20 protein-coding genes are annotated in these 24,995 nt (G+C 45.7%); 11 read left to right on the forward strand and 9 right to left on the reverse strand.

Annotated elements, in window-relative coordinates:
* The first annotated feature begins 575 nt into the window (after positions 1-575).
* From QT998_RS08935 to QT998_RS08945, 3 genes are all read left to right on the forward strand, one after another.
* Complete coding sequence (locus QT998_RS08935) at positions 576-1,079, forward strand: hypothetical protein (protein WP_333113876.1); 504 nt, start codon at positions 576-578, stop codon at positions 1,077-1,079.
* Positions 1,080-1,363: 284 nt separating this feature from the next.
* Positions 1,364-1,753 (forward strand): hypothetical protein, encoded by a 390-nt coding sequence (locus QT998_RS08940; RefSeq protein WP_333113877.1) that lies wholly within the window; start codon positions 1,364-1,366, stop codon positions 1,751-1,753.
* A gap of 127 nt (positions 1,754-1,880) precedes the next feature.
* Complete coding sequence (locus QT998_RS08945) at positions 1,881-2,828, forward strand: hypothetical protein (RefSeq protein ID WP_333113879.1); 948 nt, start codon at positions 1,881-1,883, stop codon at positions 2,826-2,828.
* A gap of 498 nt (positions 2,829-3,326) precedes the next feature.
* Here the strand turns inward: QT998_RS08945 and QT998_RS08950 are convergent, their stop codons facing one another.
* On the reverse strand, positions 3,327-3,617 hold the full coding sequence (locus tag QT998_RS08950) for a hypothetical protein (RefSeq protein ID WP_333217979.1): 291 nt from the start codon (positions 3,615-3,617) through the stop codon (positions 3,327-3,329).
* A 290-nt stretch (positions 3,618-3,907) separates the two neighbouring features.
* Positions 3,908-5,161, reverse strand: a complete 1,254-nt coding sequence (locus QT998_RS08955) for a class I SAM-dependent methyltransferase (RefSeq protein WP_333113883.1) — start codon at positions 5,159-5,161, stop codon at positions 3,908-3,910.
* A gap of 634 nt (positions 5,162-5,795) precedes the next feature.
* Here QT998_RS08955 and QT998_RS08960 point away from each other — a divergent pair.
* The 5 genes from QT998_RS08960 (at position 5,796) to QT998_RS08980 (ending at position 14,381) form a co-directional block, all read left to right on the forward strand.
* Complete coding sequence (locus QT998_RS08960) at positions 5,796-8,582, forward strand: phycobilisome rod-core linker polypeptide (RefSeq protein ID WP_333113885.1); 2,787 nt, start codon at positions 5,796-5,798, stop codon at positions 8,580-8,582.
* Between the two features lie 890 nt (positions 8,583-9,472).
* A complete protein-coding gene (locus tag QT998_RS08965; RefSeq protein ID WP_333113887.1) occupies positions 9,473-10,849 on the forward strand; it encodes a P-loop NTPase fold protein in 1,377 nt (458 codons plus the stop codon).
* Between the two features lie 575 nt (positions 10,850-11,424).
* Positions 11,425-11,982, forward strand: coding sequence for an HPP family protein (locus tag QT998_RS08970; RefSeq protein ID WP_194070990.1), 558 nt, complete (start codon positions 11,425-11,427; stop codon positions 11,980-11,982).
* 875 nt (positions 11,983-12,857) lie between these two features.
* Complete coding sequence (locus tag QT998_RS08975) at positions 12,858-13,835, forward strand: shikimate dehydrogenase (protein ID WP_333113889.1); 978 nt, start codon at positions 12,858-12,860, stop codon at positions 13,833-13,835.
* A 114-nt stretch (positions 13,836-13,949) separates the two neighbouring features.
* Positions 13,950-14,381 (forward strand): hypothetical protein, encoded by a 432-nt coding sequence (locus tag QT998_RS08980; RefSeq protein ID WP_333087990.1) that lies wholly within the window; start codon positions 13,950-13,952, stop codon positions 14,379-14,381.
* A gap of 240 nt (positions 14,382-14,621) precedes the next feature.
* On the opposite strand, the gene QT998_RS08985 is transcribed toward QT998_RS08980, so the two are convergent.
* The 4 genes from QT998_RS08985 to QT998_RS09000 all read right to left on the reverse strand — a co-directional run bounded on the left by QT998_RS08985 (position 14,622) and on the right by QT998_RS09000 (position 17,372).
* Entirely contained in the window at positions 14,622-14,909 is a 288-nt protein-coding gene (locus QT998_RS08985; protein ID WP_194012794.1) for a YggT family protein, read from the reverse strand.
* Between the two features lie 236 nt (positions 14,910-15,145).
* The gene (locus QT998_RS08990; RefSeq protein WP_333087993.1) at positions 15,146-15,469 is read right to left on the reverse strand and encodes a hypothetical protein; all 324 of its coding nucleotides are present in this window, start codon (positions 15,467-15,469) and stop codon (positions 15,146-15,148) included.
* An 86-nt stretch (positions 15,470-15,555) separates the two neighbouring features.
* The gene (locus QT998_RS08995; RefSeq protein WP_333113891.1) at positions 15,556-16,722 is read right to left on the reverse strand and encodes an RNA-guided endonuclease InsQ/TnpB family protein; all 1,167 of its coding nucleotides are present in this window, start codon (positions 16,720-16,722) and stop codon (positions 15,556-15,558) included.
* A 281-nt stretch (positions 16,723-17,003) separates the two neighbouring features.
* Positions 17,004-17,372: a YkgJ family cysteine cluster protein gene (locus QT998_RS09000; protein ID WP_333087996.1), complete on the reverse strand. Its 369-nt coding sequence runs from the start codon at positions 17,370-17,372 to the stop codon at positions 17,004-17,006.
* Positions 17,373-17,854: 482 nt separating this feature from the next.
* Here QT998_RS09000 and psb30 point away from each other — a divergent pair, with 482 nt between their 5' ends.
* Positions 17,855-17,995, forward strand: coding sequence for a photosystem II reaction center protein Ycf12/Psb30 (gene psb30 / locus QT998_RS09005; RefSeq protein ID WP_106149210.1), 141 nt, complete (start codon positions 17,855-17,857; stop codon positions 17,993-17,995).
* Positions 17,996-18,476: 481 nt separating this feature from the next.
* On the opposite strand, the gene recJ is transcribed toward psb30, so the two are convergent.
* Complete coding sequence (gene recJ / locus QT998_RS09010; RefSeq protein WP_333113893.1) at positions 18,477-20,552, reverse strand: single-stranded-DNA-specific exonuclease RecJ; 2,076 nt, start codon at positions 20,550-20,552, stop codon at positions 18,477-18,479.
* A 329-nt stretch (positions 20,553-20,881) separates the two neighbouring features.
* On the opposite strand from recJ, the gene QT998_RS09015 reads away from it, so the two are divergent.
* Positions 20,882-21,787, forward strand: coding sequence for a bestrophin family protein (locus QT998_RS09015; protein ID WP_333113894.1), 906 nt, complete (start codon positions 20,882-20,884; stop codon positions 21,785-21,787).
* Positions 21,788-22,041: 254 nt separating this feature from the next.
* On the opposite strand, the gene lnt is transcribed toward QT998_RS09015, so the two are convergent.
* Positions 22,042-23,826 carry an apolipoprotein N-acyltransferase gene (lnt, locus tag QT998_RS09020; RefSeq protein WP_442921953.1) on the reverse strand — a complete coding sequence of 595 codons (1,785 nt, stop codon included), beginning with the start codon at positions 23,824-23,826 and terminating at the stop codon, positions 22,042-22,044.
* A 496-nt stretch (positions 23,827-24,322) separates the two neighbouring features.
* Positions 24,323-24,670: a histidine triad nucleotide-binding protein gene (locus QT998_RS09025; RefSeq protein WP_194071011.1), complete on the reverse strand. Its 348-nt coding sequence runs from the start codon at positions 24,668-24,670 to the stop codon at positions 24,323-24,325.
* Between QT998_RS09025 and QT998_RS09030 the strand changes: the two genes are divergently transcribed.
* A complete protein-coding gene (locus tag QT998_RS09030) occupies positions 24,669-24,971 on the forward strand; it encodes a hypothetical protein (RefSeq protein WP_333113896.1) in 303 nt (100 codons plus the stop codon). The two genes, QT998_RS09025 and QT998_RS09030, sit on opposite strands and share 2 nt — an antisense overlap.
* The last annotated feature ends 24 nt before the right edge of the window (positions 24,972-24,995 follow it).

Raw genomic sequence — 24,995 nt, forward strand, 5'->3', positions numbered from 1 at the left:
CTGACGTTGAAAGTAGCCAAGGCGGATCAGTTTTCTCATGGTCTGCGGCAAAAGCAAGACAGGCTTTGATGTCTGCCGAATTTAGTAGGGTTTTCCACCAATAAGACTCCAAAATTGGCGGCAGTCCGATCGACACGGGGCGATCGACTCGACACCACAAGCAAGGCTAAAAAATGCACCATCTGGCGGGGTCTAGCGGGTTTTGGGATGATTCCACCTGTGGCAGTAGCAAGGCTGGCAGAGTTGCATCACAGGCAAAGTTTGCGGGTCTAGCGTGGGCCTAACGTCTGGCAAGGTTGCCACGGTCGGAGCGATCGGATTGGAGCGGTGGCGGTCTAGCTTTTTTCCGTCACACTCGCACGTCACAACCTACTGCTTTTTTAAAAACTGGGAGGGTGTGGGAGCGGTGGCACTGAGAGAGCGGTGAGTGCGGTTCGGAGCAAGTGTCAACACTGTACGGTTGGAGCGGTCGCGATGATTGTCCGTAAGGGCGATCGGCTGTACAGTTGCTACCGCTGCTATATCGTGGTTAAATTGTTAAAAAATGGCATTGCCTCAAATCTTGGTGTAAATATATGGAAGATTCTGATATTAATATTGCTAATGTTGAAATTATTGACTTAGCCTATACCTATACTAAAGATAATTTAAATCATATTAAGAGTCAGATTGACAATCTTAGATCGCGAGTAGCAACCTTTTTGGGTTTTGGGGGTGTGTTACTACGATTCATTCTAGAATTGTCAGATTCACAACCAAGTTACAAAATTACTAAAATATTAGCTTTCTTTACCTGTTTTTCTGCAATAACTTTATTGGGTTTGGCATCAATATCTAATTCTAAAGTAGATATTACATCTTATACAGATGCAACTGAAAACAATACAGATATATTTTTATATGAGCTTCCTGAACAATCTAAAAGTAAGTTTATACAACTGAATAAAGAATTAAGTGTAGACTATTTTACAACAGCCAATAAAATAAAAAAATTACTTAACCCCGCAATAATTTGTCTTGTGTTGAGTGCATTTTTATTTACTGTTAACGGTCTTTTAGTAAGTTTTTTTGGAAAATAATCACTTTCTTAAGTGTAGCACTTTCAAGTCCTCGGTCAGGATATGCCTGATTGTATTTTAAGCACTGCCACCGCTGCCTAAATCTTACCCTAAGCGTGTTTGGTACGGCTGCCACGGTCTGAGCGGTCACAGCGCGGTGAGTGCGGTTCGGATTTTTAGCGTTGTGTAGGACTGTTGCTAAAGTTGAATCGGTTCGTAGGTTTAGCAGATTTTTATTAAATGTCTATACATGAATGGTTGATGTGTGTTATAGTTCGTGTTTAAACATTAAAACGAAAAAATTCATGTCAGATTCTAATACAACTCTTGAATTCATTTACGAAAAGAAAGATGAGAATAATAATGTAGTTGCTAAACCTTACTATGGTTTATTGTTCAGTGACCAAGATGATGGCACTGCAATTTTAGATAATCCTGTCTGTAAAAATCGCGAGATTATCTTAGACCAATCTGTTGTTAAGTATTTAAAACAAATAGGGGAAAATATAAGGCTATATACTTTTCAATCTAATGCTAATAGGGAAATATGGTTTATTAACCCACTTCCTGAAACTAACATATCAATAGCACATAATGTGATTGGTTTTGTTAGTGGGGATATGATAGATGATGGCGAAAAGATAACTTGTACTAACGCGCTACTAAATCCGGTACTGGAGCAGCCGACCGATTAGTAATAGTTTAGACATCTAAATCAGGAAAAGTCTGTAATTTCCTGATTTAGCTGCAAGTGTGACAAGTTTTAGGCACAAAAATGTGATTGTAATACAGTAATTTAGGCTAGAAGAGGAGTGAATAGAAATGAAAATCATAAAAATTGCTCATGCTAACACAACTATTGATACTGAAAGTGAAAGAGAATCTTTTTCAATCAAAAACTATAACATAGAAAGTTTTTTGTTACAACAAGAGGCTGAAATTATACGACAAAGCGAAGAACAATTTGCAAAACTGTTAGAAGAAGAAGAAAACAAAGCTAAAGTTAAAGCTAGTCCTATTGATTTTATATTTAGTTTTCTGTCACCTACTGATAAGATAAAGGATGGTGAATTTAACTTTCTTGAAGCCTTGTCTACTCAATTTCCTAAGATGCTTATAAGAAAGACTATCGCAAATATTTTACCAAATATCGCTAGTCAAATGGAGAAAGTGGAAATTATATCGCTTGAGATGGCTAGAACAAAATATCCTAGAAGTCGCAATCTTTCAATTGGCACTTATACTCAACATCCCCGTGACGGTTTACGTCTGACTCGTCTTGAACATTATCATAAAAACTTAGCTTTAGAAAAGGATGATGAATTAATAGTGCTTCTCGGTCGGATGGGAGCTAAGTCGCTAAGAATTATGGAAATTGATAATGAACAGAAATCAGGTTCTATCAATACAGGAGTTGATACAGTTTTCGTTGATGCCCAGGGAGGTGCAAACCTTTCTAGTAAATTTGAGAGAAATAAAGATTTAGTTGTCACTTTTGAAGGTAATGTTGTTGATATAGATTCAGATTTGTTAGAGAACTCTTTATGGTTTTCTGATGACAGTAAACTACTTTCTATATTTGAAAGCCGACGATTTAATCTTAACAAAATACAAGAATACACTTTAAGAAACACTTACACAGAAACATTTGATTTTGATTTTAATTTAGCGGCTAAGTATTTAACAAATCAGGCTGATTTGAATGGTGAATATCAAACTATTAGTAAAAAAGAAAGATACTTTCATATAGAATTTGGAAAATTAAAATGAATGGTTAAAGAGGAAATACCGATTTTTTCACGTAATAGCAGGGTTTCTAGGGCTTAGGCGGGGATATTGGAGTTTCCCCGCCTAGCTTGATTTATAGATGTTTCAGCCTCTAAATCAGGATATGCTCTTATCCTGATTGAGTAAAATAACGTGCCTGATATTTGTCTTATTAACTGGTTCCCAGGCCTTAGCCTGGGAACCGAGATCCAGAGGCTCTGCCTCGCTAGCGGATAAAAACAAAAACAGGAGGCAGATGCTCATGGAATGTGTTCCCAGGCCTTAGCCTGGGAACGAGCAAACACCTACGCTTTGCGCTTCCGACGGCGAATCAGCACACTCATCACTTGGTTCAGATTAGCTGCACGTTGTAGGGGACTCCAATCGCCAACTTGGGCAAATCCCAGGCGGTAAGTAGTAGGACACAATTAATTACCCAAAATACCGCCTAAAAACCTTGCCTCTTCAAAAGGCTTGATGTAATTAATTGTGTCCGGTTACTTACAAGGTGAGTATGGTTTCCCTGACACCCTTGGGCGAACCTGTCACCGTTACACACACCACATCCTGTTCCGATTCTGCTGCTGAGCCGTCATTTGGCCGATCGAATTTGTTGTCGTCAGGCAAGAATTCCTGTGACATAATATGTTCTCCTGGTTTTGGGTTTTCTAGAAAAACCCAAAAACCCAGCCGCCCCGCATTTCCACACATAGCAGGGCGGCTACAGAGGATGTTAAGATACTCCGTTAGCCTCCAGACTGCTGATATCAGTTTGGCGGTTATGCTGTCCATTGCTGTTACCAGCAGCTTTGGGCAGTGCAACTAGATTTTTGGGCGACGCGGGCTACTTCCTCTACAAGCAAAGCAACCTCTAACTTCAAAGCGTAGCCGCAGAGGGGGGCCTGTGTCAATCCATTTGGGATTTTGGATTTTACGGGAAGTTACCCACAATCAGGACACGGCAGTGCCGTTTCCCTACAGTTAATCTAGCGATGGTTACATCTGTTGCGAGGGGGATCGATCGATTATTTTGGGGTAGGGAAACGGCATTGCCGTGTCCTCAATTCCCCTGTTGTCGATTGTTATATCCGATCGCACGGTGTTAGCAAAATTAGCTGTTTTGATAAGATCGATCGCACTTCATCCAATCCCATCTCCACATCCGCCAAAATCTCCCCAACACTCTTCCCACCTTTACCTTGCCCAAGCGAGGTTCCCTCTTTCTCCCCCCCTTGATAAGGGGGGGCTGGGGGGGGTACACAACCTTGCAAAAACTCAAATTCCGCACTTGACAAATTGAGCAATTGGTAATTGCAATCAAACACTTGTTGACTCGGCCAACCGTGCATACAACTACTCAACTCTGGAATTGCCGCCAAAAGTGCCTTATCGTCCGACCAATCAATTTTATTAACAGGCTTTTTACCCAAGAAAAACTCGTAATGAGTGATTTCCGTATCCAACAATTCAATTAATCGATAAAGCTCTCTTTCCGTCAAACCCTGAGTTCTTTCTATCAATTCCGGCGCTTTCCCCAAAAGTCTTTCTAACTGCCAATATCCCGGATTTGAGAAACCGATAAATTCCAATCCCGAAGCGTCAATTAACTCGAACAAAGTCTCAATATTGTAGTCAATTTCCTGCGGGTGAACGTACATATCAGCAAAACATTCGTCCCGCTGATTTTCTCCTGCCCAACGCTGTTTTTCGTACTTGACAAGACGGTTGTTTTCTGGTAAAGAAGCAAAGATTTGACGACCGACTTTCACACCATCGGGATAGTCACCTTTTTGCGGGCCTTGGAGAAGTCCGATCGCCCTTTGCATCAGTTGAATTTCCCAGCGTCCGAGCTCAGCATACACAAAAATGTGCATCAAACCGCCCGCCGCCAACTTCGCCGCCAGCGCTTGAATGCCCCGGATCGGATCGGGTAAATGGTGCAGCACGCCCACGCAGTTGATCAAATCAAACTCGCCCTCTAACTCGGCGGCATCGTACAAGCTGAGGTGACGAAAATCAGCTTCGCGCGCTCCCGATCGCCGACAGCGTTCTTGTGCTACCTTCAAAGCACCCGCACTCAGGTCGATCGCCGTCACCGAAGCTTCAGGATTGAGGTGAATCAGATAATCGGTGCTCGAACCAGTGCCGCAGCCAGCGTCTAAAATCCGAATATCGAGTTTTGGCGGCTTTTGGCCAGTGCAAAAATTGTAAGCATCAGGCCAACTCCAGCGCCAGTTGTACCCAGGCGGCGGTTCATCTGACAAAGGATCGGGCGGGAAAGGGAAAGTATCGTAAAGCCGCCGCACGGCAGCACTGATATCAGGCGTAGTATTCATAGGTGGGTGAGGGGTTAGTGCGTGAGTTTTGAGATTGTCCCGAGCTCCGACAGAAGGGCGCTACGTGGTAAACTGTTATTGTTTCGCGTGAGTCAATCTCAAATCAAAAATCTCAAATTTCAAATCGACTGACAGTTGGCGCGTAATAAAACTTATCATTTTTTCTCATATAAGCTCTCGTGAATCTATACAATAAGTCTCGACAGGCTTTTTAACAAACGAGGACTGTCAATCACCCAATGCTGAGCTTTCGGGTAAAACGGAGGCGTCTTTCGGCAAAAAGTAAAAGGCCCAGCAAAAGGCAGAAGAAAATTTTGGATTTTCTTGTTCCTGAATAAACGGCAGTTGCTGCGATCGCCCGCTCGCGAGCTTTCCTGCAAATAATTTTTGCCGGGGGTCTAGGGGCAAAGCAAGGGCGGAGGAAGTGCCGCGTGCCTGTCTTCGGGTCGGACATTTCCCGGCAGAACGAAAGATGAAACCAAAACATTTTAATCTAAGAAAGTAAGCGCCCCAACCTCTTCAAAGGTGAAGGCAAAAAGTAAACAAAGCAAAATACCTAGTTGTACTTGCATGAGAAGGCAAGGTTAGTCTGGGTAAATGCTGTAACGATTTAGATAGGGAGCGAAGGAGTCTAATGACTGTAAAAGCAAGTGGTGGAAGCTCAGTTGCGCGTCCGCAACTATATCAAACTGTACCGGTCGCAACGATTTCGCAAGCAGAACAGCAAGACCGCTTCCTACAGCGGGGCGAACTTAGCGAACTGGCAACTTATTTCAGTTCCGGTGCGATGAGGATCGCAATTTCTGAGACGCTGACGAGAAACTCAGAACTGATAGTGTCTCGGGCCGCCAACCGAATTTTTGTCGGCGGTTCCCCACTGGCATTTTTGGAAAGACCGGCAGAACCTGTGATGGCAATGGCTGGTGCGGCTCGTGGCGGCTCGGTTAATGTCTCTGATGGCATGAAACTGGGAACTGTTACCTACGTTGAAGGTCGCGCGGGTGGCGGCGGCAACGGCAACGGCTCTGGTTCAGGTGGCGGATTGTTGGGCTTGGGAAATCTGTTTTCGAGCAACGGTGGCGGTGGCGGCCCAGTTCCTGCTGGATTTGGGCCGATTAATGTCTCGCGCTACGGCCCGAGCAACATGACCAAATCTCTGCGGGATTTGAGCTGGTTTTTGCGCTACATCACCTACGCGATCGTCGCAGGCGACCCGAACATTATTTCGGTGAACGTGCGCGGATTGCGGGAAATTATCGAAAATGCTTGCTCTTCCGCGGCTACAATTGTGGCAATGCAGGAAATGAAGGCTGCATCCTTGGGTTATTTCAAGAATGATGAGGCCGGACGCACGATCGTCGCACAGTATTTCGACGTAGCAATTACCGAATTCAAAGCTCCGACACCCTCAGACAAGGTGCGCCAGCGGGAAACCAACGACCAGCAAGGGCTGCAACTGCCTCAAATCTACTTCAACGCAGCCGAGAGACGATCGAAATTCGCGATGAAAACCGGTCTGTCGTCAAGCGAAAAGCAAGAAATAGTCAAAGCAGCTTACCGCCAAGTATTCGAGCGCGACATTACCCGCGCTTACAGCCAAAGCATTTCTGACCTGGAATCTAAGGTCAAAAACGGCGAAATCTCGATGAAAGAGTTTATCCGCCGTTTGGGTACATCTCCTCTGTACCGCCAGCAATTCTACGAGCCGTTTGTCAACAGCCGCGCTGTAGAACTGGCAGCCCGCCACTTCCTGGGCCGCGGTTTGAGCTCGCGGGAGGAATTTAGCAAGTATTTTGCGATCGTCACCAAAAGCGGCCTCGCAGGCCTCGTAGACGCAATGGTTTATTCCCAGGAATATTCCGACTACTTCGGCGAAGAAACAGTTCCTTACCTGCGCGGTTTGGGCCAGGAAGCTCAGGAATGCCGCAACTGGGGCCCACAAATTGATCTGTTCAATTTCAGCGCTCCGTTCCGCAAAGTTCCTCAGTTCATCACCTTGTTTGCTGGCTACACCCAGCCGCTACCAGACCAGCACGTTTACGGTGTTGGTAATGACCCCTTAGAAATTCAGTTCGGCGCGATTTTCCCGAAAGAAACTCGCAACCCCAAGAGCCGTCCGGCTCCCTTCGGCAAAGACACCCGACGCATCCTGATCCGTCAAGGTGCTGGTATTGAAAACCAATTGAGCAACCCGGATGCCAGGGGTAAGGCTCCAGGCTCTCTCGGCCCCAAGGTCTTTAAATTAGACCAGCTCCCCGGTGGTTACACATCTCCGAAAAAATCAACTCGCGGTGTCTCTAGCGGCTACAGCAGTGCTTCTAGTGTCAAATATACCGAAAGCTCCACCCAAGCGGTGATTCGGGCTGCTTACCTGCAAGTGTTCGGTCGCGATGTGTTCGACGGCCAGCGCCAAAAGGTGGCGGAAATTAAGCTGGAAAACGGCGACATTCCGATGCGCGAGTTTATTCGGATGTTGGCGAAGTCTGACGTGTTCCGCAATATGTACTGGAGCAAGCTGTACGTTTGTAAGGCGATCGAGTACATCCACCGCCGACTCCTGGGACGCCCTACCTACGGCCGCCAGGAAATGAACGCTTACTTTGACATTTGCGCCAAGAAGGGTTTCTACGCGCTTGTCGATGGCATCATGGACAGCATGGAGTACAACGAAGCTTTCGGGGAAGATACAGTCCCCTACGAGCGCTACGTGACTCCGGCTGGTTTGTCGATGCGGACGATGCGTACAGGCTCCTTTGGTGAGAAAAAGGTCAACCTTGAGACGGCGACAGAAACACCTCGGTTTGTTGAACTTGGTACTGCCAGCTCTCCGGGCGATATCGAGTTACAAACTCGGATTGCTCAAGGTGTCAGCAAGCGGCGCGAACAAACTAAGGTGTTCAAGCTGACGACTACTTCGGACAAGGTAGCTTTGAAAACTTTAATTCAAGCTGCTTACCGTCAAGTTTTTGAGCGCGACATCCATCCGTATGTTGTGAAGAATGAATTCACGGCGCTGGAAAGCAAACTGGGCAACAATGAAATCAATCTCAAAGAGTTTATTGAGGCTTTGGGTTGCTCGTCGCTGTACGTGAAACAGTTCTACGCACCTTATCCCAACACTAAGGTGATTGAGTTGGGAACGAAGCACTTCTTGGGCCGCGCTCCTCGCAATCAAGCGGAGATTCGGACGTACAACCAAATCTTGGCAAGCCAAGGGATTAAGGGCTTTATCAACGCGATGTTGAACAGCGTTGAATATGCTGAAGCGTTTGGCGAGGATACTGTTCCTTACCGCCGCTTCCCGACTCTCCCTGCTGCTAATTTCCCGAATACTGAAAGGCTGTACAACCAGTTGACTAAGCAGAATGCTGATGTTGTGGTTCCGAGTTTTGAGCCGGTAGCAGCGATCGACAGAAGTTAGACTGATTTGAGGTTTGAGATCTTAAATTAGTTGTAATTTAATGTCTCAAATTAGTTGAGGGGCTGGTGTAGTTACCAGCCCTTTTTTTGTTTGTTGTATAGTTTGGAGTTTTTTTACCGCAGAGGGCGCAGAGGGCGCAGAGTGAGGAAGGAGAGGGAGGAGAGGGAAGCGCGATCGCGCATTAATTTATTGAAGTTGGTACAATTCGAGTATCTGTTTTATTTTTGGCTGTTGTTTTTCTGATTTTCTGAACGCCAGCCAAATGCGATTGTTGACCGTGGGTGAGGGTTTGAGGATTAGAGTTAATTGCTCTTAAATATCGATTTCCGATCGCGAATTATTATCTGTGTTTATCTGCTTAGCATCTGCGGTTGACCTATAAATAATATCAATTCCGGTTGCACTCCTCATGATGTTGACTGTTGACTGTTGACTGTTGACTGTTGACTGTGAATCGAACAACTGAAAATTCCGCCGAGATAGGTGGCGACTGGTAAAAATCATTCATGAATTGCCCTCTAATTTATCACCTGACGATGCAGTCGGAAACGATATAAAAGATATATGCAATGCAAATCGATTCGGTTAACCGTAATAAAATACCCTCTTTCGAGAACATTACCGTCCATTCTTCGTCTTTGATTTTAATATACAAATTCGCGGAACCTGTTTGTAGTGATCGCTTGAGTTTTCTTGAAAACTACAGGACTAAAGTCCTAACGCTTGAACCAACTGTATTTAAGTAGGAGTTTTGATGGCGGTTTCCGCTATACATCTAAATATTTATCGCCCAATAAAACATTAAAATCAACTGGCAAATTGTTCGGATTAGTACAACAGTTAAATGAAGAAGTTATTAAGGCATAATATTATCAAACAGAGAACAGGGTATGGAACTAAATTTACAGAAATTTTATAAAGCTTGCAATCCCAGCTACACCCTGGCAGTAGCAAATCAACAAGACCGACAATACTATATCGATTTCTCTTCAGTGCGGGGCGGCACAATCGTAGAACAATTGGAGCGTACCATCAGCCGTCTATCCCCGGACGTGCCTACCTGTCAATTATTCACCGGTCACATCGGCTCTGGTAAATCAACAGAATTGCTGCGGCTGCAAGCACAATTGCAGCAGCAAGGATTTCATGTTGTTTATTTTGAGTCTAGTAAAGACTTAGACATGGCTGATGTGGATATTACTGACATTTTGCTGAGCGTTGCCCGTCAGGTGAGCGAAAGCATTGAAAAAATGCAAATTAAGCTGCAACCAACGGGTTTTAAAGCTTTGCTGAAAGGGGTTGCTGATGTTTTTCAAACTCAAATAGATTTGAGGGCTGAAGCTAATATCCCTGGTTTTGGGGAAATAAATGCTAGCACTGAGGGAGAATTTTCTCTGGCGCTGGGAATTGGCAAAATTACGGCTAAGGCGAAAGATGCTCCGAATTTGCGATCGGAGTTGCGGCAATATTTGGAGCCGCGAACTAATGTAATTTTAGAAGCACTGAATAAGGAGTTGCTCGAACCGGCCAATCAAGAACTGAAACGCCAAGGGAAACAGGGACTTGTGGTAATTATCGACAATCTCGATCGCATACATCTGTGCGCGAAACCGACGGGGCGCTTGCAGCCGGAATATCTGTTTGTCGATCGCGGGGAACAGTTGGCAAGACTAAATTGCCACATCGTGTATACAATTCCTTTGGTGCTGATTTTCTCTAACGATTTGGGTCAATTGACCAATCGCTTTGGGGTAGATCCGAAGGTTTTGCCGATGGTGCCGGTGCAGTTGAGCGACGGTTCTGAGTGCTCTGAGGGTGTGGAATTGCTGCGACAGATGGTTCTGGCGCGGGCTTTTCCGACGGTGGAACCATCTGGGCGCTATGCTTTGGTTGACAAAATTTTCGATTCTGCTGAAACTCTCGATCGCCTGTGTCGAGTTAGCGGGGGCCATGTCCGCAATTTGCTGCAACTTTTGTATAGCTGTCTGCAAAAACAAGACCCTCCTCTGTCGCGGGAAACTTTGGAAAATGTGATTGTCCAGCGCCGCCACCAGCTTACTTTGGCGATCGAAGCTGATGAGTGGAATTTACTGCGCCAAGTATCCGCTACCAAAACTGTCAGCGGGGAAACTAAATACCAAATTTTGTTACGCAGTCTCTGGGTGTTTGAATACCGTTACGGTGAGGATTACTGGTTTGATGTCAATCCGATTTTGGCGGATGCAAAGGAGTTTCGCGAAACTGAAGATGTGGCGAAACAGCTTTGATTTGTCAAATACTCATAACGCTAATTAATGCCGTTGCTGAATCAAGGTTTGATATACTCCCCGCCCGCTTATGTGCGGGGATTCTTGACACTTCATTTGTCGATCGACAGTTCTTTTAAGTATTATTACTGATTGACAAATGCAGCCAGTGTCTTAACTTATCAGGAATGACCGGAAAAGGGCGATCGCACGGCTAAACTAGAGGCCGCTCCAAAGCGTGGGTGCGATCGCGCTAACCGGAAAAGGGCGATCGCACGGCTAAACCAGAGGCCGCTCCAAAGCGTGGGTGCGATCTGTCAATTCATGCTTACTCGGTATCGCACCTGACAAATAACCTCTCGTTTTACCCAGAGCACTCGGAGGGCTACGGGTGAAGTTTTGCCGTGGCCGGTAACGTATGTTGCACCGAGAAAACTTGCTAGTCCGTTCCAACCGAGTTGCGAGCTGCGGCTCAAATTGCATAGAAGTAAAAAAATCTGTGCGTTTAACTACTTTTTTACGAATTGTTATGGTATGTTAACTTTAGTAGAGGCTGGCTCAAACAATTTAAAACGCCCGGTTATCAAATAACGTTTATGGTTGACCCTAAAAAAATCCTGCTGCAATGGGAAAGATATTGGTTTAAAATCCTTGGTAGATGGCAATCGTGTGCATTGACCTGCCCCATAGAAAGACCTCATCACCGACATATTGTTTGGAGTTGGATTGGCAGTTTTTTGGCAATTACCGCAACGTCCTATCTTGCTGTAAAAACTAATTCTCCTTTACTAATGGCTCCGTTTGGCGCTACAAGCGTTCTAATCTTTGGTGTGCCTGACAGCCCCTTGGCTCAACCCCGGAATGTGATTGGGGGCAATTTCTTAGCTGCTTTAGTCAGTTTAATAATTCTGCATTTTTTCGGTTCTTCTCCCTTTGCGATGGGCATAGCAGTTTCTAGTGCGATCGGCATTATGCAGATGACCGGCACTCTACATCCGCCTTCGGGAGCAGTTGCGTTAGTCGTCATGATGACCAAACCAGACTGGCAATTTTTGCTAACACCTGCTTTTGAAGGATCGATGATCTTAGTCTTGTGCGCCGTGATATTTAATAATTTAGCGGAAGAAAGGACGTATCCCAATCACTGGCTATAGCAGGGTCTCTGATTAGTTCAAGTTATAAGTACGATCGCAATTTCATATATAATTTCTGGGCGGGTGACAAAGATATTTAGGAAATAGACTGTTAGGAGGGTTGCAGCACGCAACCCTTTTCTATCGAAGTCGCATTTATTTGGAGTTAATGTTATTAACTGTTGCGCCTATTCAAAATATTTTCGTCGTGATATCTGGGTGTGAAAATTATCTTGCGCTCAAAAAAAAATATTCAGCACCACAATGGAAAGTGTGTGAGTGCCGATAGATTGGGGGATTGGGAATATACTATTGATTTTGGGGACAGAATTTTTCCCCTAGGGATGAAGAGGTGATTATTAAGTAAGGGTTTTGATCGTCCATAGATGGCGATAAAAAATGGACGAGACTAGACTCAAGAGTTATCGAGAAAATTTACAGGAAAGATTAACCGGAATTTTAAATTGAGCGCTAGAAAATAAAGGTGATATCTGCTTACGAAAAGCCTAGGATTGGCTGATTGACAATGTAGTTATATTTCTGGAAGATGCGATAATTCCACCCAGGAATAATCAGAGTGAACTGGCGATTCTGATGAGTGTAATATTTGGTCGCGTGGCTAAGAGCTTCGGTTTCGAATGAATCCGGGATGGGGAAAGCAGCGGTACGTTCAGTTGTCAATACTGGCAAAGGTTTGGGTTAAACTGCCGATCGATCTGTTCAACCAGCGCTCCCTACTAATGGCTCCCTTTTTTTCCTGGTTGAGCAATTACCAAAAAATGTATAATAGCGCTATCAAAATCATTCTTGATTCTTCTTTTCTGCTTCCATCAAAAGCCATCGGTTAAATCGGTTAAAACAATCGGTTGCCGAACTTCCTTCCACCTCAAACTACTATGATTCAAGGCACTACTAAACTGCTCGGAGTAATCGGTCATCCCGTCACACATTCTCTGTCGCCGGCGATGCACAATGCTGCTATTGCTCACTTGGGAGTCGATTTTGTTTATCTCCCATTTCCGGTAAAACCAGAGGATTTAAAGGCTGCGCTTGCAGGATTTGCGGCGATCGACCTTCGGGGATTTAGCATCACGATTCCGCACAAACAAGCCATCTTACCGCTGCTGTCGGAAGTTTCGCCGATCGCCCGGGCGATCGGCGCAGTCAATACCGTCTACCGAACTGACAAAGGCTGGTGTGGCACAAATACTGACGTAGAAGGCTTTCTCGCGCCACTGCAACCCCTCCCAAACTCTCCTTACGAAGGGGGGGCTAAAGACGTGATTTCTCCCTTAGAAAACGACGATACGGCTGTGGGCTCCAGTCCCCCCCCTTACCAAGGGGGGGCTAGGGGTGGTTCCGATTGGAGTCAGAAAGTAGCGGTAATTTTGGGGAATGGCGGGGCGGCGAGGGCTGTTGTGGCTGGATGCGCTCAATTGGGATGTGCCGAGATTCACGTTGTCGGGCGCAGCGCCCAAAATTTAGCGGAATTTCAGCAGAGTTGGGTAAATTCTCCGATGCCGATGCAAAATTTGCAGGTGCATACTTGGGAGAATTTGTCAATGTTAATTTCGCAGGCGGATTTGCTGGTGAATACGACTCCTGTGGGGATGCACCCGCACGGGGAAAAGTCGCCGGTTTCTGCTGCTGCGCTCGATCGACTGGCAGCAGGTGCGATCGCCTACGATCTAATTTACACCCCGAATCCGACTCAGTTTCTCAAAGATGCACAGCAAAGAGGGGCGCTAGCTATTGACGGACTCGAAATGCTCGTTCAACAAGGAGCAGCCGCCTTGAAAATTTGGCTGGACACAGAATCAGTTCCAGTCGATGTGATGCGCCAAGCCCTGCGGCAGCATTTAGGCTTAGACTGATGCTATTTGTGTGGCGGTAGGGAAACCGCGCAGTGCTGTTTCCCTAAAGATGTTGAAAATTAGATCGTGAATTCGCGCTAAGCTGGGAATTAAAATATACTTGCGCTGCAATTTATGAAATTTCGAGCTATCAGTCTTTTTTTTGCTACTTGCGCGATCGCAATTTTTAGTTTGGTATACACTCCGCCCGCTTGGGCTCTGACACAGATCAAACTTTCAGATCTTTCTTATCGCGAATGTCCTGCCGAAATGGCAGAAGGAACAGTCACTAGCGGCAGTTCTATGGAAGCTAACTGCTTTTTGATTACTGGAAAAGCGGAAAATAGTAGCGGTAAACCTGTTGTCAATGCCGATATTTTCGGCCGCATTTATGATGCAGATGAAAATCCGGTGATGCAAAACCGAACTCGCTTGGGTTCCATCGCAGAAGTTCCTCCCGGAGTTAGCGATTTTCAGATCAGAATTTCGGTGTCCAGCAATCAGCGAACACCTTTGAAGCTCAAGCAATTTAAAGCTACAGGTTTTACTGGCGTGGTTCGCCGCTAACAAAACTATTTGAACTTTTGGGTTGGCTACCCTGAAATTGCGATGAAGTTTTCGATTTTTGCTTGTAGATTTTAGATTGTTGAGTGGCTGGCAATTTCTAATTTCTAATTTACAACGAAGAACTCCCCAGCTTTTCAACCGGGGAGTTCATCTAAGAAGGTCAAATCTAAAATTTAGTTGCCTGCAGCTACGTCTGCCAAACAATTTACGCTTGCTGCTTAACAAATTAAGCTTTTTTAACTACAAGGCTGTTTGCAAGCTGGTTAAAAGACCGATCAAGAATTCGGAGCCAAACTGAAGTAAAAAGAATGCAATCAGCGGCGAAAAGTCAATCCCTCCTAGGGGTGGAATAATCGATCGGAACAGATTTAGGTAAGGATCTGTAAGCTGACTCAAAATCGAAAACGGGGGATCGTACCAATTGATGTTGGGGAACCAGCTTAAGAGCACCCTAGCAATCATTAGGAATGTATAGATTTGCAGAAATGTGGACAGCGTGGTTGCCAAAAGACCTATGGAATAACTCATATATTCTGGTGGAAGTTTGAGTAAAGTTTACAGACGCTTCAACTTTAAGCTTAGCATAGCTGGGGGAGCGGGCGAGGGTGGGAGCATCCCGATTTGGTAAAAATGTTGTTTGGGAGTGCGATTTTCCGGCTCGCTGGTGTTTGTCTCTGGCTTCGTGCTGTGCGAGCGAATCACTCCCCCGTGAAAGTCGATCGCCCGGATGCAACTGGCATACTAATCTACAATTTTAAATTGACTCAGGAGTCTGGGGCGATCGAACCCTCGCTGCTGTGCGCTGGCCCATTCCCGTTGACATCGCCTAGTTGCAGCCGCACGTCATCGATGGTCTGATTTAGCTGGGCAATTTTATCTTCCAAACTCAGCCTTGCTACTTCCATCCCTTCGGCTTCGAGTTGGCTGGCTTTTTTCTGGCGGATCTTTCTTACCTCTGCTTCTGAAGGTTCACTCAGCAAAGCTTCTGCAGCGCGCCGCGACAGCAAAGCGCCGAAAACTGCGCCCACCAAGCCACCAACTGCGGCTCCGGCAATGAATCCCCCTGTAAAACCTTCTCGATTGCTCATGGCTCAACTCAACTGCGCGATATTTCCGTAATTTATTTATTGTAAATTACCCAGCACTGACCTGAGTACAGGTACAGTGTGGGCTTTCAATAGCCCGCTCGACGATCTTGCAAATTGCAAAACAATCTCGAACCTTCGGGCTTATTTACGAAAGCCCCAATAGCAGCAATATTTTTACTGCCGTTTAAGTCGGAATCACCTTTCCATCCACAATGACCACAAGCAAACTTTTTGCCGTTCCTATAAGATTCACCCCGTACAGGATGAATGTGATTGCACTTGTGGCACATTTGACTGGTGTATCTAGGCTCGACAAACAAAATCTTGACGCTATGCTTTATAGCTTTGTAGATTAGGAATTGACGCAACTGAAAGAAGGCCCAGCTATTGCTAAGTCTTCGCTCTTTTTTCGAGCGCGGCTGCTGATTTGTGCGTTCCCTAATTGCCGTCAAATCTTCCAAAGCGATAACTTGATTTTTGTTTTGAGCTTTAGTTACGATACGGTGACTGATAGTGTGATTTACCAAGGTTTGAAAGCGTTTTTCCTTGCCCGATAACCGTTTCAACAATTCTCGACATCTGCGCCGAGAACTCCGCGTGCCTTTCGTGGCTTTGCGTTGGAGATGCGCTCTCAACTTGGCATAATGATTTCTAACTTGGGTAATTTGTTTACCGCTAAATGTATCTCCATCAGAAGTAACTGCAATATCAGTCCTACCCAAATCACAACCCAAAATTTGATTGCTTGGTGGAGGCTCGGCTGGTTGAGATTCAAGCTGAATATTAAGATAGTAACTACCATAAGAGCGTTTGCACAAAGTAGCAGTCTTGGGTTTTTGACCTTTTAGCAATCCAAGTTGGTAGTTTCCGATAGCCAGTGCAAACCGTTCCCTACCACCAGTAGTAGTTAAACTTACTGTCCAATCTTTTTCCCTAAAAGAAAAGATACGAGCATCGTAAGTGACGCTAGTAGGAGCAAATTTATTTACCGATTTCCCATCTTTTTTAGCTGTTTTTCTGTTGCCAGAAACCCGCCTAATAGCGTGGATTGCCAACTGCGCCGAAAGTCCAAACTGAGCTCTGACATTGTGATATACCAAGGATTGCATTGCCAATTCATTTGTCAGAGTTGGCGGTACAGTTTGATTCACATATTCACAAGCGTTAGCGAAGGCCTTACAGGTTGCATCAATTTTGATGGACTGCTCAGGCGTTACTTGGAGCTTGCAAGATACTGTCAGGACTTGTTTCATGACAAGATTGTATCACCTGTTGAAAAAATGTTTGTAGATCATTTGTTTAGCGGGTACGCCTCACGCGCATTCCTCCGGTCACTCAACGGAGTACCGTTAGACTGCGGGACTCATGCTGATGCGGTTGACACTATCGGCTGGAGAAACCGCCAGACGATCGTTCTATTTTAGATTTTAGACTCCGGCGCGAGAGGTTCGGCGAGCGTCGAAGGATTTGAGATTGAAATGCCAATCGCCAAAAACGATCGGGACATACCAAGCCCAAAGAAGCTTCAAGTCGGTTAATTACCGGGTAAGGCGAGAATTCCCACTTCTGAGTTGAAGCGGATCATCTCCAAAGATCGATCGCCATAAAGGTCTTCAATGTGCTCCTTGCAGCACTCGATCGCGAAATCGTTCAACTCGGCCGGCTCAATCCCGTACATCTCCTCAAACACCTCAGAGTCTACCCGACAAAAGCGCGGTCGATCGGCGTATATTCCGCATTCTCGCGTAGTTCTGTCAAAATTGATACACCAACCGTCATCTCCGACCAAGCCCAAATATAGCTCTAATTCCTCAGCAGACAAATACTCGTCTAAGTCAGGGCGCTCTGTTGGTTCTAGGTAACAACAAGCACCGCATTGTTTTACGCAACGCCAATTCGCCATAGTTCGATTTTAGATTTTAGATTTTAGATTTTAGATTTTAGATTCTTCGGCTTGCTTCGGCTAGGCCAGCGGACAAGTCGCGAGTGTACAAGTTTTAGAGTTTAGATACTGCGACGGAGGCCTACAAGTTTGAGATTTTAGATTGGGCCCGCTAGCGGGAAAATCGGAAACCCCAGAATATTTCAGCTTTTGGTAGTATATCAAGTGCCAGCGCCGGAGGCGGGAAAGTCCCGGCTTCGGATGCGTACAAAATCCTGGTTTACTCGATCGCTCGTTCATTAGTTCCTCTCGGATTCTCTTCCCCTATCGAGCAATAGAGGAGTTTTTGACCGGAATGCGCGATCGCTGGGAGGTCGATCGTTCTTTACATTTTGTTGAATTTTGTAAACTTCCTTAAAAAATAGGGACAATAGCCCGGTAAAATCAGAAGCGGATTTTCTAATTGAACAATCTAGACTTAATAACTACAGTCAGGAGGACACATGGACTTTATAACCGATCTTTTCAGCGGCCTCGACGGTGTAAACTACCAACTCATTGTTCAAGTAGCTTTACTCGCAGCAGTCGTGCTTTCGGGCCCGATCGTGATTTTTCTATTGGCCGCTAAAGGCGGCGACCTGTAATTATAGCACGCTAGGTGGCGATCGAGAGTTGGGAGTTTTGGTTTTAAATGTGATGCACTCATTCCCAAAGCTCGATCGGCAATCGATTTGAGATTTTCCATTTTTCGATTTGAGATTGGGGCATTGAAGGATTGATATCATGTCCGCTCAATTAACCACACGCGCGTCAGGTTCGTAGTGCGGACGACCGTCCGCTCTTCCAACAGGTTCGTAGTGCGGACGACCGTCGGCTCTTAAACAAAGGAGTGTCGGGCGCACTACAAACCGTTTTTGTTAGAGTAATCAATCCGACATGAGATGAGGGATCGGTGAGTATCTCCTTTGAGAGATCGAACTGCGATCGCATCTAAAATTTAAGCTCGATCGCAACAGTTCGAGCCAAAGTAATGTAGATAGGCGGGAAAGAGCCTTTCTTTACCGGCGACTTCTAGAAAAAGAGAAGTGTGGCAGATGTTTGAGTTATTAAATGACAACCGCTAAATCAAATACCGAGGGCGTGTTTAGCAGTTTGAATCAAATTCTCAAAAAAAGGTAAAGATACATCGACTTCTCTAGCATCGAGGCGGGAGTTGCCCAACAAACCGATGTTTTGTCCGGGTGCAACAGCCAAAACTTGCCCTTGAGAGTTGCGAATTCTCAACTCCTCTTGAGAACCGGCGGGAGACAGACTGCAAGAATAAGTGCGATCGCAATAATCAAACTCAACTTTTCCAAACATCGGCGGCCTCGAACTAGCAGCACTAGCAGGCAAGCGGACACCCAACAATTCTAACTCAACCGATGTCTTGCCCTTAAAACTATTTTCCCGCAATCGGTAAGCAATATCAACCCGCCGAGGCAAAGGAAAATATTCCCCCCAACGCCAAGCAATCCCCTTCACACTAGGCGAGCCTTTTTCATCTTGAGTTGCAGTTAGTTTAACGTGGCCTCCTTTACCCACAATTTTCTGTTCCGCAATGCAAACATTAGCCGTCCAAAATACAGGAGCTTTATTTTCAATTCCGCAAGGTTCCAAAGCATCAATTTGTCGGTAAAGATCGAGATTAATCTCAGCCAAATCCGCTCGCACATCTACAGAAACCAGCGGTTTGAGGTGTTCTGGCTGCAAACATTGATTGGCAAAAACTGACAGTTGATGGCGAAATTGTTCGAGATTCTGGGCCGGCATAGAAAAACCGCCAGCCGCTTTATGTCCGCCAAATTTAGTTAACAAATCAGCGCAAAAATTCAGCCCGTCAAATACATTAAATTCAGGAATTCCCCTCGCCGAACCCCGGATGATATTAGCCTTTTCGCCACCCTCATCCTCAAAAGTACCGATAAAAACGGGTACGCCGTAACGTTCCAGCAACCGAGAAGCCACAATTCCGATCACCCCGTGGTGCCAACCGGGTTGCACCACAACTAACACCCGTTCCTGCTGCAAATCGAGATCACTTTTCTCGCACCAAGCAATCGCTTCCTGCTCAATTTCCTGACACAACTCCTGCCGGCGCTGATTGATTTGTTCGCACTGCATCGCGTTTTTGAGTGCCAATTCGCGATCGTCCGTCGTCAGCAACTCGATCACAATTTGAGGGTCAGCCAGCCGCCCCACAGCATTAATCCGCGGGCCCAGCCGAAAACCAATATCTTCAGGCTTTAATGTATTATTAGCTTGACTTTTTGAATTAAAAAGAGGTAAAGTTTCCGCACTTCCCGCCTGTACTCCCGCCACCTGAATCAAAGCTTGAACCCCCGCCAATTGCGAGTGAGGCAACAGTCGCAAACCCCGCTTTACCCAGCGGCGATTAACCCCAGTCAAAGGAGCTAAATCCGCAATAGTTCCCAAAGTAAATAACTCCAGCAGCGGATTTACTAACCCACCAACTTTATTCAAATCTTGAGCTAAAGTAATCGCCAAAACATAGGCAACACCTACCCCAGCCAAGCCGCGATAAGGGGAAGATTCCGCAATTAATTTCGGGTTGAGAATAGCATCCGCCGGCGGTAGTTTTGGTGGCAAATCGTGGTGGTCTGTAATAATAACTTTAACACCGAGTTCTCGCGCTCTGGCAACGGGCCCATAGGCTGCAATCCCGTTGTCAACTGTCAGAATCAGAGCGACACCTTCAGCGTGAAATTCTTCTACAATGCGATCGTTAATCCCGTAACCTTCTCGCATCCGGCTGGGAATAGCATAATCCACATTTGCGCCCAAACTCCTGAGAGCTCGCAGCAACAAAGCCGTGCTCGTCATCCCGTCAGCATCGTAATCGCCGCAAATCGCAATTTTCTGCCCTCCCGAAATCGCCTCCCGCAACAATTTGACACTCGCAGCCAAATCGGGAAACTCATCCATTGGCGCGGGCAAAACCAGAGATTCCGGTTCGATAAACCCTTGCACTTCTTCAACAGAATCGATACCTCGGTTAATCAGTACCTGTGCTAGCAAAGACGACAAACCGATTTCGGCGGCAAACTGTTCGGCTTGCTGCGGTTGAGGCGCATAAATTTGCCACCGTTGGTTGGGCAATCGGGGAGAATTCGGGGGCAAAGATGTCGGTAGCTCTTGCACGGAAGCTGAGATATTAAAGATACACAACCAATCTTACCTAATTAAGTGCATCAGTCAATCAATTTTAGATTTTAGATTTTAGATTTTAGATTTTAGATCGATCCTAAAGATGAATTTTTTGGGTAAAATCCAAAGGTTGTTTGTAGGAAAGCTTTTTTCGGAAGCTCTCACCGCACCCCAATAGGGATACCAGCGCCCTATAGAAGTTGTGAAAAGCCCCAATTTTAGACCAAAGTTCCAACCCCCAGATTGCACCTGCCCTTGTCAATCGCCAATCGAAAATAGACTGTGGGCGCAGATGAGTGATTTAATTTTATGAGGAGAATTGCATGAATGTCGATCGACCGTCTTGGTTTAAAATTGCATTACAGCTTCGCGGCTCCGTCATTCCCTCAATTTGGCCCCGGGTTTTACTGTGCGGTGGCTTTGGACTTTTTATTTCCCTGCTGCACTTTTTGAAATGGCCGGTTTCCTTGCCCATTTTATCTAGTATTGTACCGAGTATTGTGCTGGGTTTACTGTTAGTTTTTCGGACAAACACGGCCTACGAGCGATTTTGGGAAGGTCGGAAAATGTGGGGAACCTTAGTCAACAACGTCCGCAATTTAGCGCGCCAAATCTGGGTAGCAATTGAGGAAAAAGACCTGCAGGATAACACCACCAAAAAGTCAGCCCTGCGCCTGTTGCCTGCCTTTGCAGTATCGATGAAACTGCACTTGCGGCAAGAATCAGTAAATCCAGAATTGGAGCCGTTGATGTCCCCATCGCAGTATCAAAAGCTCAAGTTGATGAACAATCCACCGCTAGAAATTGCCTTTTGGATTGAGGATTATTTGCACAATCAGTACGAGCGAAATTGCCTTGATGTATATCAGTTAACTGCTATGAAGGAGTTGCTCAGCTCCATGATTAATGTATTAGGTGGCTGCGAGCGGATTTTGAAGACACCTATCCCTTTGGCTTACACAATTCACCTGAAGCAGCTATTGTTGATTTACTGTTTGGCACTACCCTTTCAAATGGTGAAGGACTTGACTTGGGGAACCGGCCCTGTTGTGGCTTTAATTAGTTTTACTTTGTTCGGCATCGAAGAAATCGGCATTGAGATAGAAAATCCCTTCGGCCACGATGACAATGATTTGCCTTTGGACAATATTTGTGCTGCCATGCAGCGCAATATGGACGATTTAATTTCTTTATCTCCTAGCGTTCACAAACAGGTGAAAGATAAGTAAAGTCATTAGTCATTAGTCATTAGTTGTTAGTTGTTATTGGTAGGGCGGTGGATGGTGCGTGCCCGCCCTCAGTTATTAGTTGTTAGTAACTGTAGGGTGCGTCGCTATTGAAAATTACCGAAAAAAATGATAATTGAGTGAGCGACGCACCTTAGCAACGAGTGAACTGTAGGGGCGAGTTCACCAATAATCCTGACAGTGCAGACAGATTCAATAAACCCGCCCCCACCCCACCAGCACACCCTTTACGAAGATTAATTTCTAACAATCAACCGCATCAACCCAGCTAAAACTAATAATAAAGGTGTCAGCCAATCTCCCCAGCGCACGTACAAAGTCCGAGTTTTTCGCCGATAAATAGTAGTATCTCGGACTTCGTAGGTATTGAGTCGAGATTTCCAAATCGTCTCGCCGTGAGGATTTACAAAAGCAGAGTACCCCGTATTAGTTGCGATAACTGCCCATCTATCTGTTTCAATTGCACGCATCACATCGAGGGCGTGATGTTGAGCCAGCATCGGCGGTTTGTAATGGGCATTGTTGGAAGCTGTAATCATAAATTCGCCTCCCTGTGCTGCTTGGTATCGGAAATTTTCAGCAAAGGCGGAATCGTAACAAATTCCGACGATGGCGCGACCAAATGGCGTATCAAATAATTGTTTTGAGTTTCCTGGTACTAAACGAGCATCTAAGGGCGACAGCCGATTTATAATCCCGCCTAAGATTTCGTAAAAAGGGATGTATTCGCCTAAAGGTACTAGCTTTAGTTTATCGTAGCGGCCGACAATTGCTCCAGTGCGATCGATCGCCAATAAGCTATTAGTCAGACCGTTTTCTTCTTGTCCAAATCCTCCAACCCAAGCCACTACACCGCGTTCGAGAATAGCTTGATAAAAGGAAAGAGTGGAACGCTGATACTCGTTTGTCCAGATAAAAGGCAAAGCGGTCTCTGGAATTAACACAGCATCAACTTTTCTGTCTGCTAACTCTTTGTATCCAGCGGTGTAACCTTCCAAAGCGCGCCGCCAGCCCCCTGAGTCAAACTTAATTTCGTTAGGAATATTGCCTTGAATAATCCCAATTTTTAATGCTGTTCCGGCTTCTTGAATTAAGGGGCGATTGTATAAACTCCAGCCGACAATATGCAAAACTAAAAACAAACCCGCAGGCAAAATATAAGCAACCCACTTCTTCCGTCTTCCTTCTCCCTTCTTCTTTCTTCCCTCCTCCTTCCTCTCATCCGTTACATCCCGTACATTGCTCGTTGCCGAACTTCCTTCTTCCTTCTTCCTTCTTCCTTCAATAAAAGCTTCGGCAATTAAGCCATTTACTGCTACAATGGCGGCTGTTACTGCAGCGGGGCCGGAGAGTTGACCGAGGTGCAATATTGGTAAGTTGTGCGGGCTTTGGGTGTATGATAGTGATGTCCACCACAGCGAACCTGTACTCCAAATACTTTCTAAGGCGCACCACAAAGCTGTGCCAATTAAAACGCGGGTTAATGCTAAAAATTGAGTTTTACTCCCCCCAGCCACCCCTTGTAAAGGGGGGGATTTGAGAATAATAATAGGATTTTTGCAGGGGAAAGTGAGGGAGTTGAGAATTACAAATAGCCACGCCCAAACGGTGACTAATGCGGCTCCCCAAAGGGTGATGAATGTCCAGCAAAAAAGTGCGATCGCCAGACTGGGCCACCAAGGAACTCCCAACCAAGTCATGGGGTGTATTCCCATAATCCAAGATAGGGCTAATCCGTGATAGCCAATTCCCCAGAGAGAAGGAAGAAGGAATAAGGAATCAGGAATCAGGAATAAGGAAGAAGAAAGAACTTTTTGTTTTTTTTCTGTGATTATTGGTCGTTCATAACTGACAACCATAACCCACAGCGGAACTAATGCAATCCAGGCTAACGGCCAAGCATTGAATGGTGCTGTTGTCAATGCCATCAAAATGCCGCTGAAAAATGCGATCGCCCAAGCTAATACTTGAGATTTCCCAAGGGCGAGTTTTTCAAACTTAAGCCGGTTAAATATTGCCACTTTGACGATCGCCAAATATAATAATTCTTAATTAATATATCACGTCCGGTCAATTAACTGTTTGTAGTGAGGACTTCAGTCCGCATCCATTACCAGGAGTAAAGTCCTCACTACGAAGCATTTTGATTGCGAGCGTTGCAGCGGAAATAAGATGATAAATAAGTCTCTTAAGTTATATTTGCTCAAACAAAAAGCTAATTTTAGCTGTTGATTGAAGGAGCAATCGTTGCTACCGGGGTGACTTCACTGGTGGCCAAGTCGAGGGGGAAGTTGCGATCGAACTACATTCTCAATAGACTGCTTGCATTCATGCCAAAACCATTTTAAAATTATCTGCGCCGCATCTGTGTCGATCGGCCTGACATCTGCGGTTGACAGACTCGCATCAATATGCAGCAAAAATTTGTTGACCAAAAAACCCGGTTTCTGAGGCGCTAATCGCAATCAACCGGGTTTCTGAAGATGAGTTCGTAAATTGGGCCTGCAAAATTAACCCTTAGCCGGGGGGCCAGTTCATCTGCCGTCCGCCGAGAATGTGAAGGTGGAGGTGGTCTACAGTTTGGCCGCCGTCATTACCGGTATTGATCGCGACGCGATAGCCGTTGGACAGGCCCTCTTGTTCTGCTACCCGCTTGACAGTCAGCAGCAGGTGTCCCATCAAATCCTGGTCTCCCGATTCGGCATCGGCTAATTTGGGAATAGGTTTTTTGGGAATGACGAGGATGTGGACTGGCGCTTGGGGATTGATATCTCTGAAGGCGAGGGCCAAGTCGTCCTCATAAACGATGTCTGCTGGAATCTCTTTGCGGATGATTTTGCTGAAAAGCGTTTCTTGAGTTGTCATGGGTGTTAAAGAAGGAAGTTCGGCAACGAGCAATGTACGGGATGTAACGGATGGGAGGAAGGAGGAGGGAAGAGGGAAGAAGGAAGACGGAAGAAGGAAGACGGAAGACGGAAGACGGAAGACGGAAGACGGAAGACGGAAGAAGTGGCAAGGCCCAAGAGGGAAGGCAGAAGGCGAAAGGCAGAAGGCGGAAGGCGAAGAGGGAAGGGGGAAGACTCAGCAGCAGAGGAGCAAAAAGAGAAAAGGAAGAGGCAAGGAAAAGTTTTTCTTGCTTCTTCCGATATTCATTAGTCATTGTTAATCATAATATATGATGAATCAAAGA

Source organism: Microcoleus sp. S1D4, assembly GCF_036700765.1.
Classification (GTDB): domain Bacteria; phylum Cyanobacteriota; class Cyanobacteriia; order Cyanobacteriales; family Microcoleaceae; genus Microcoleus.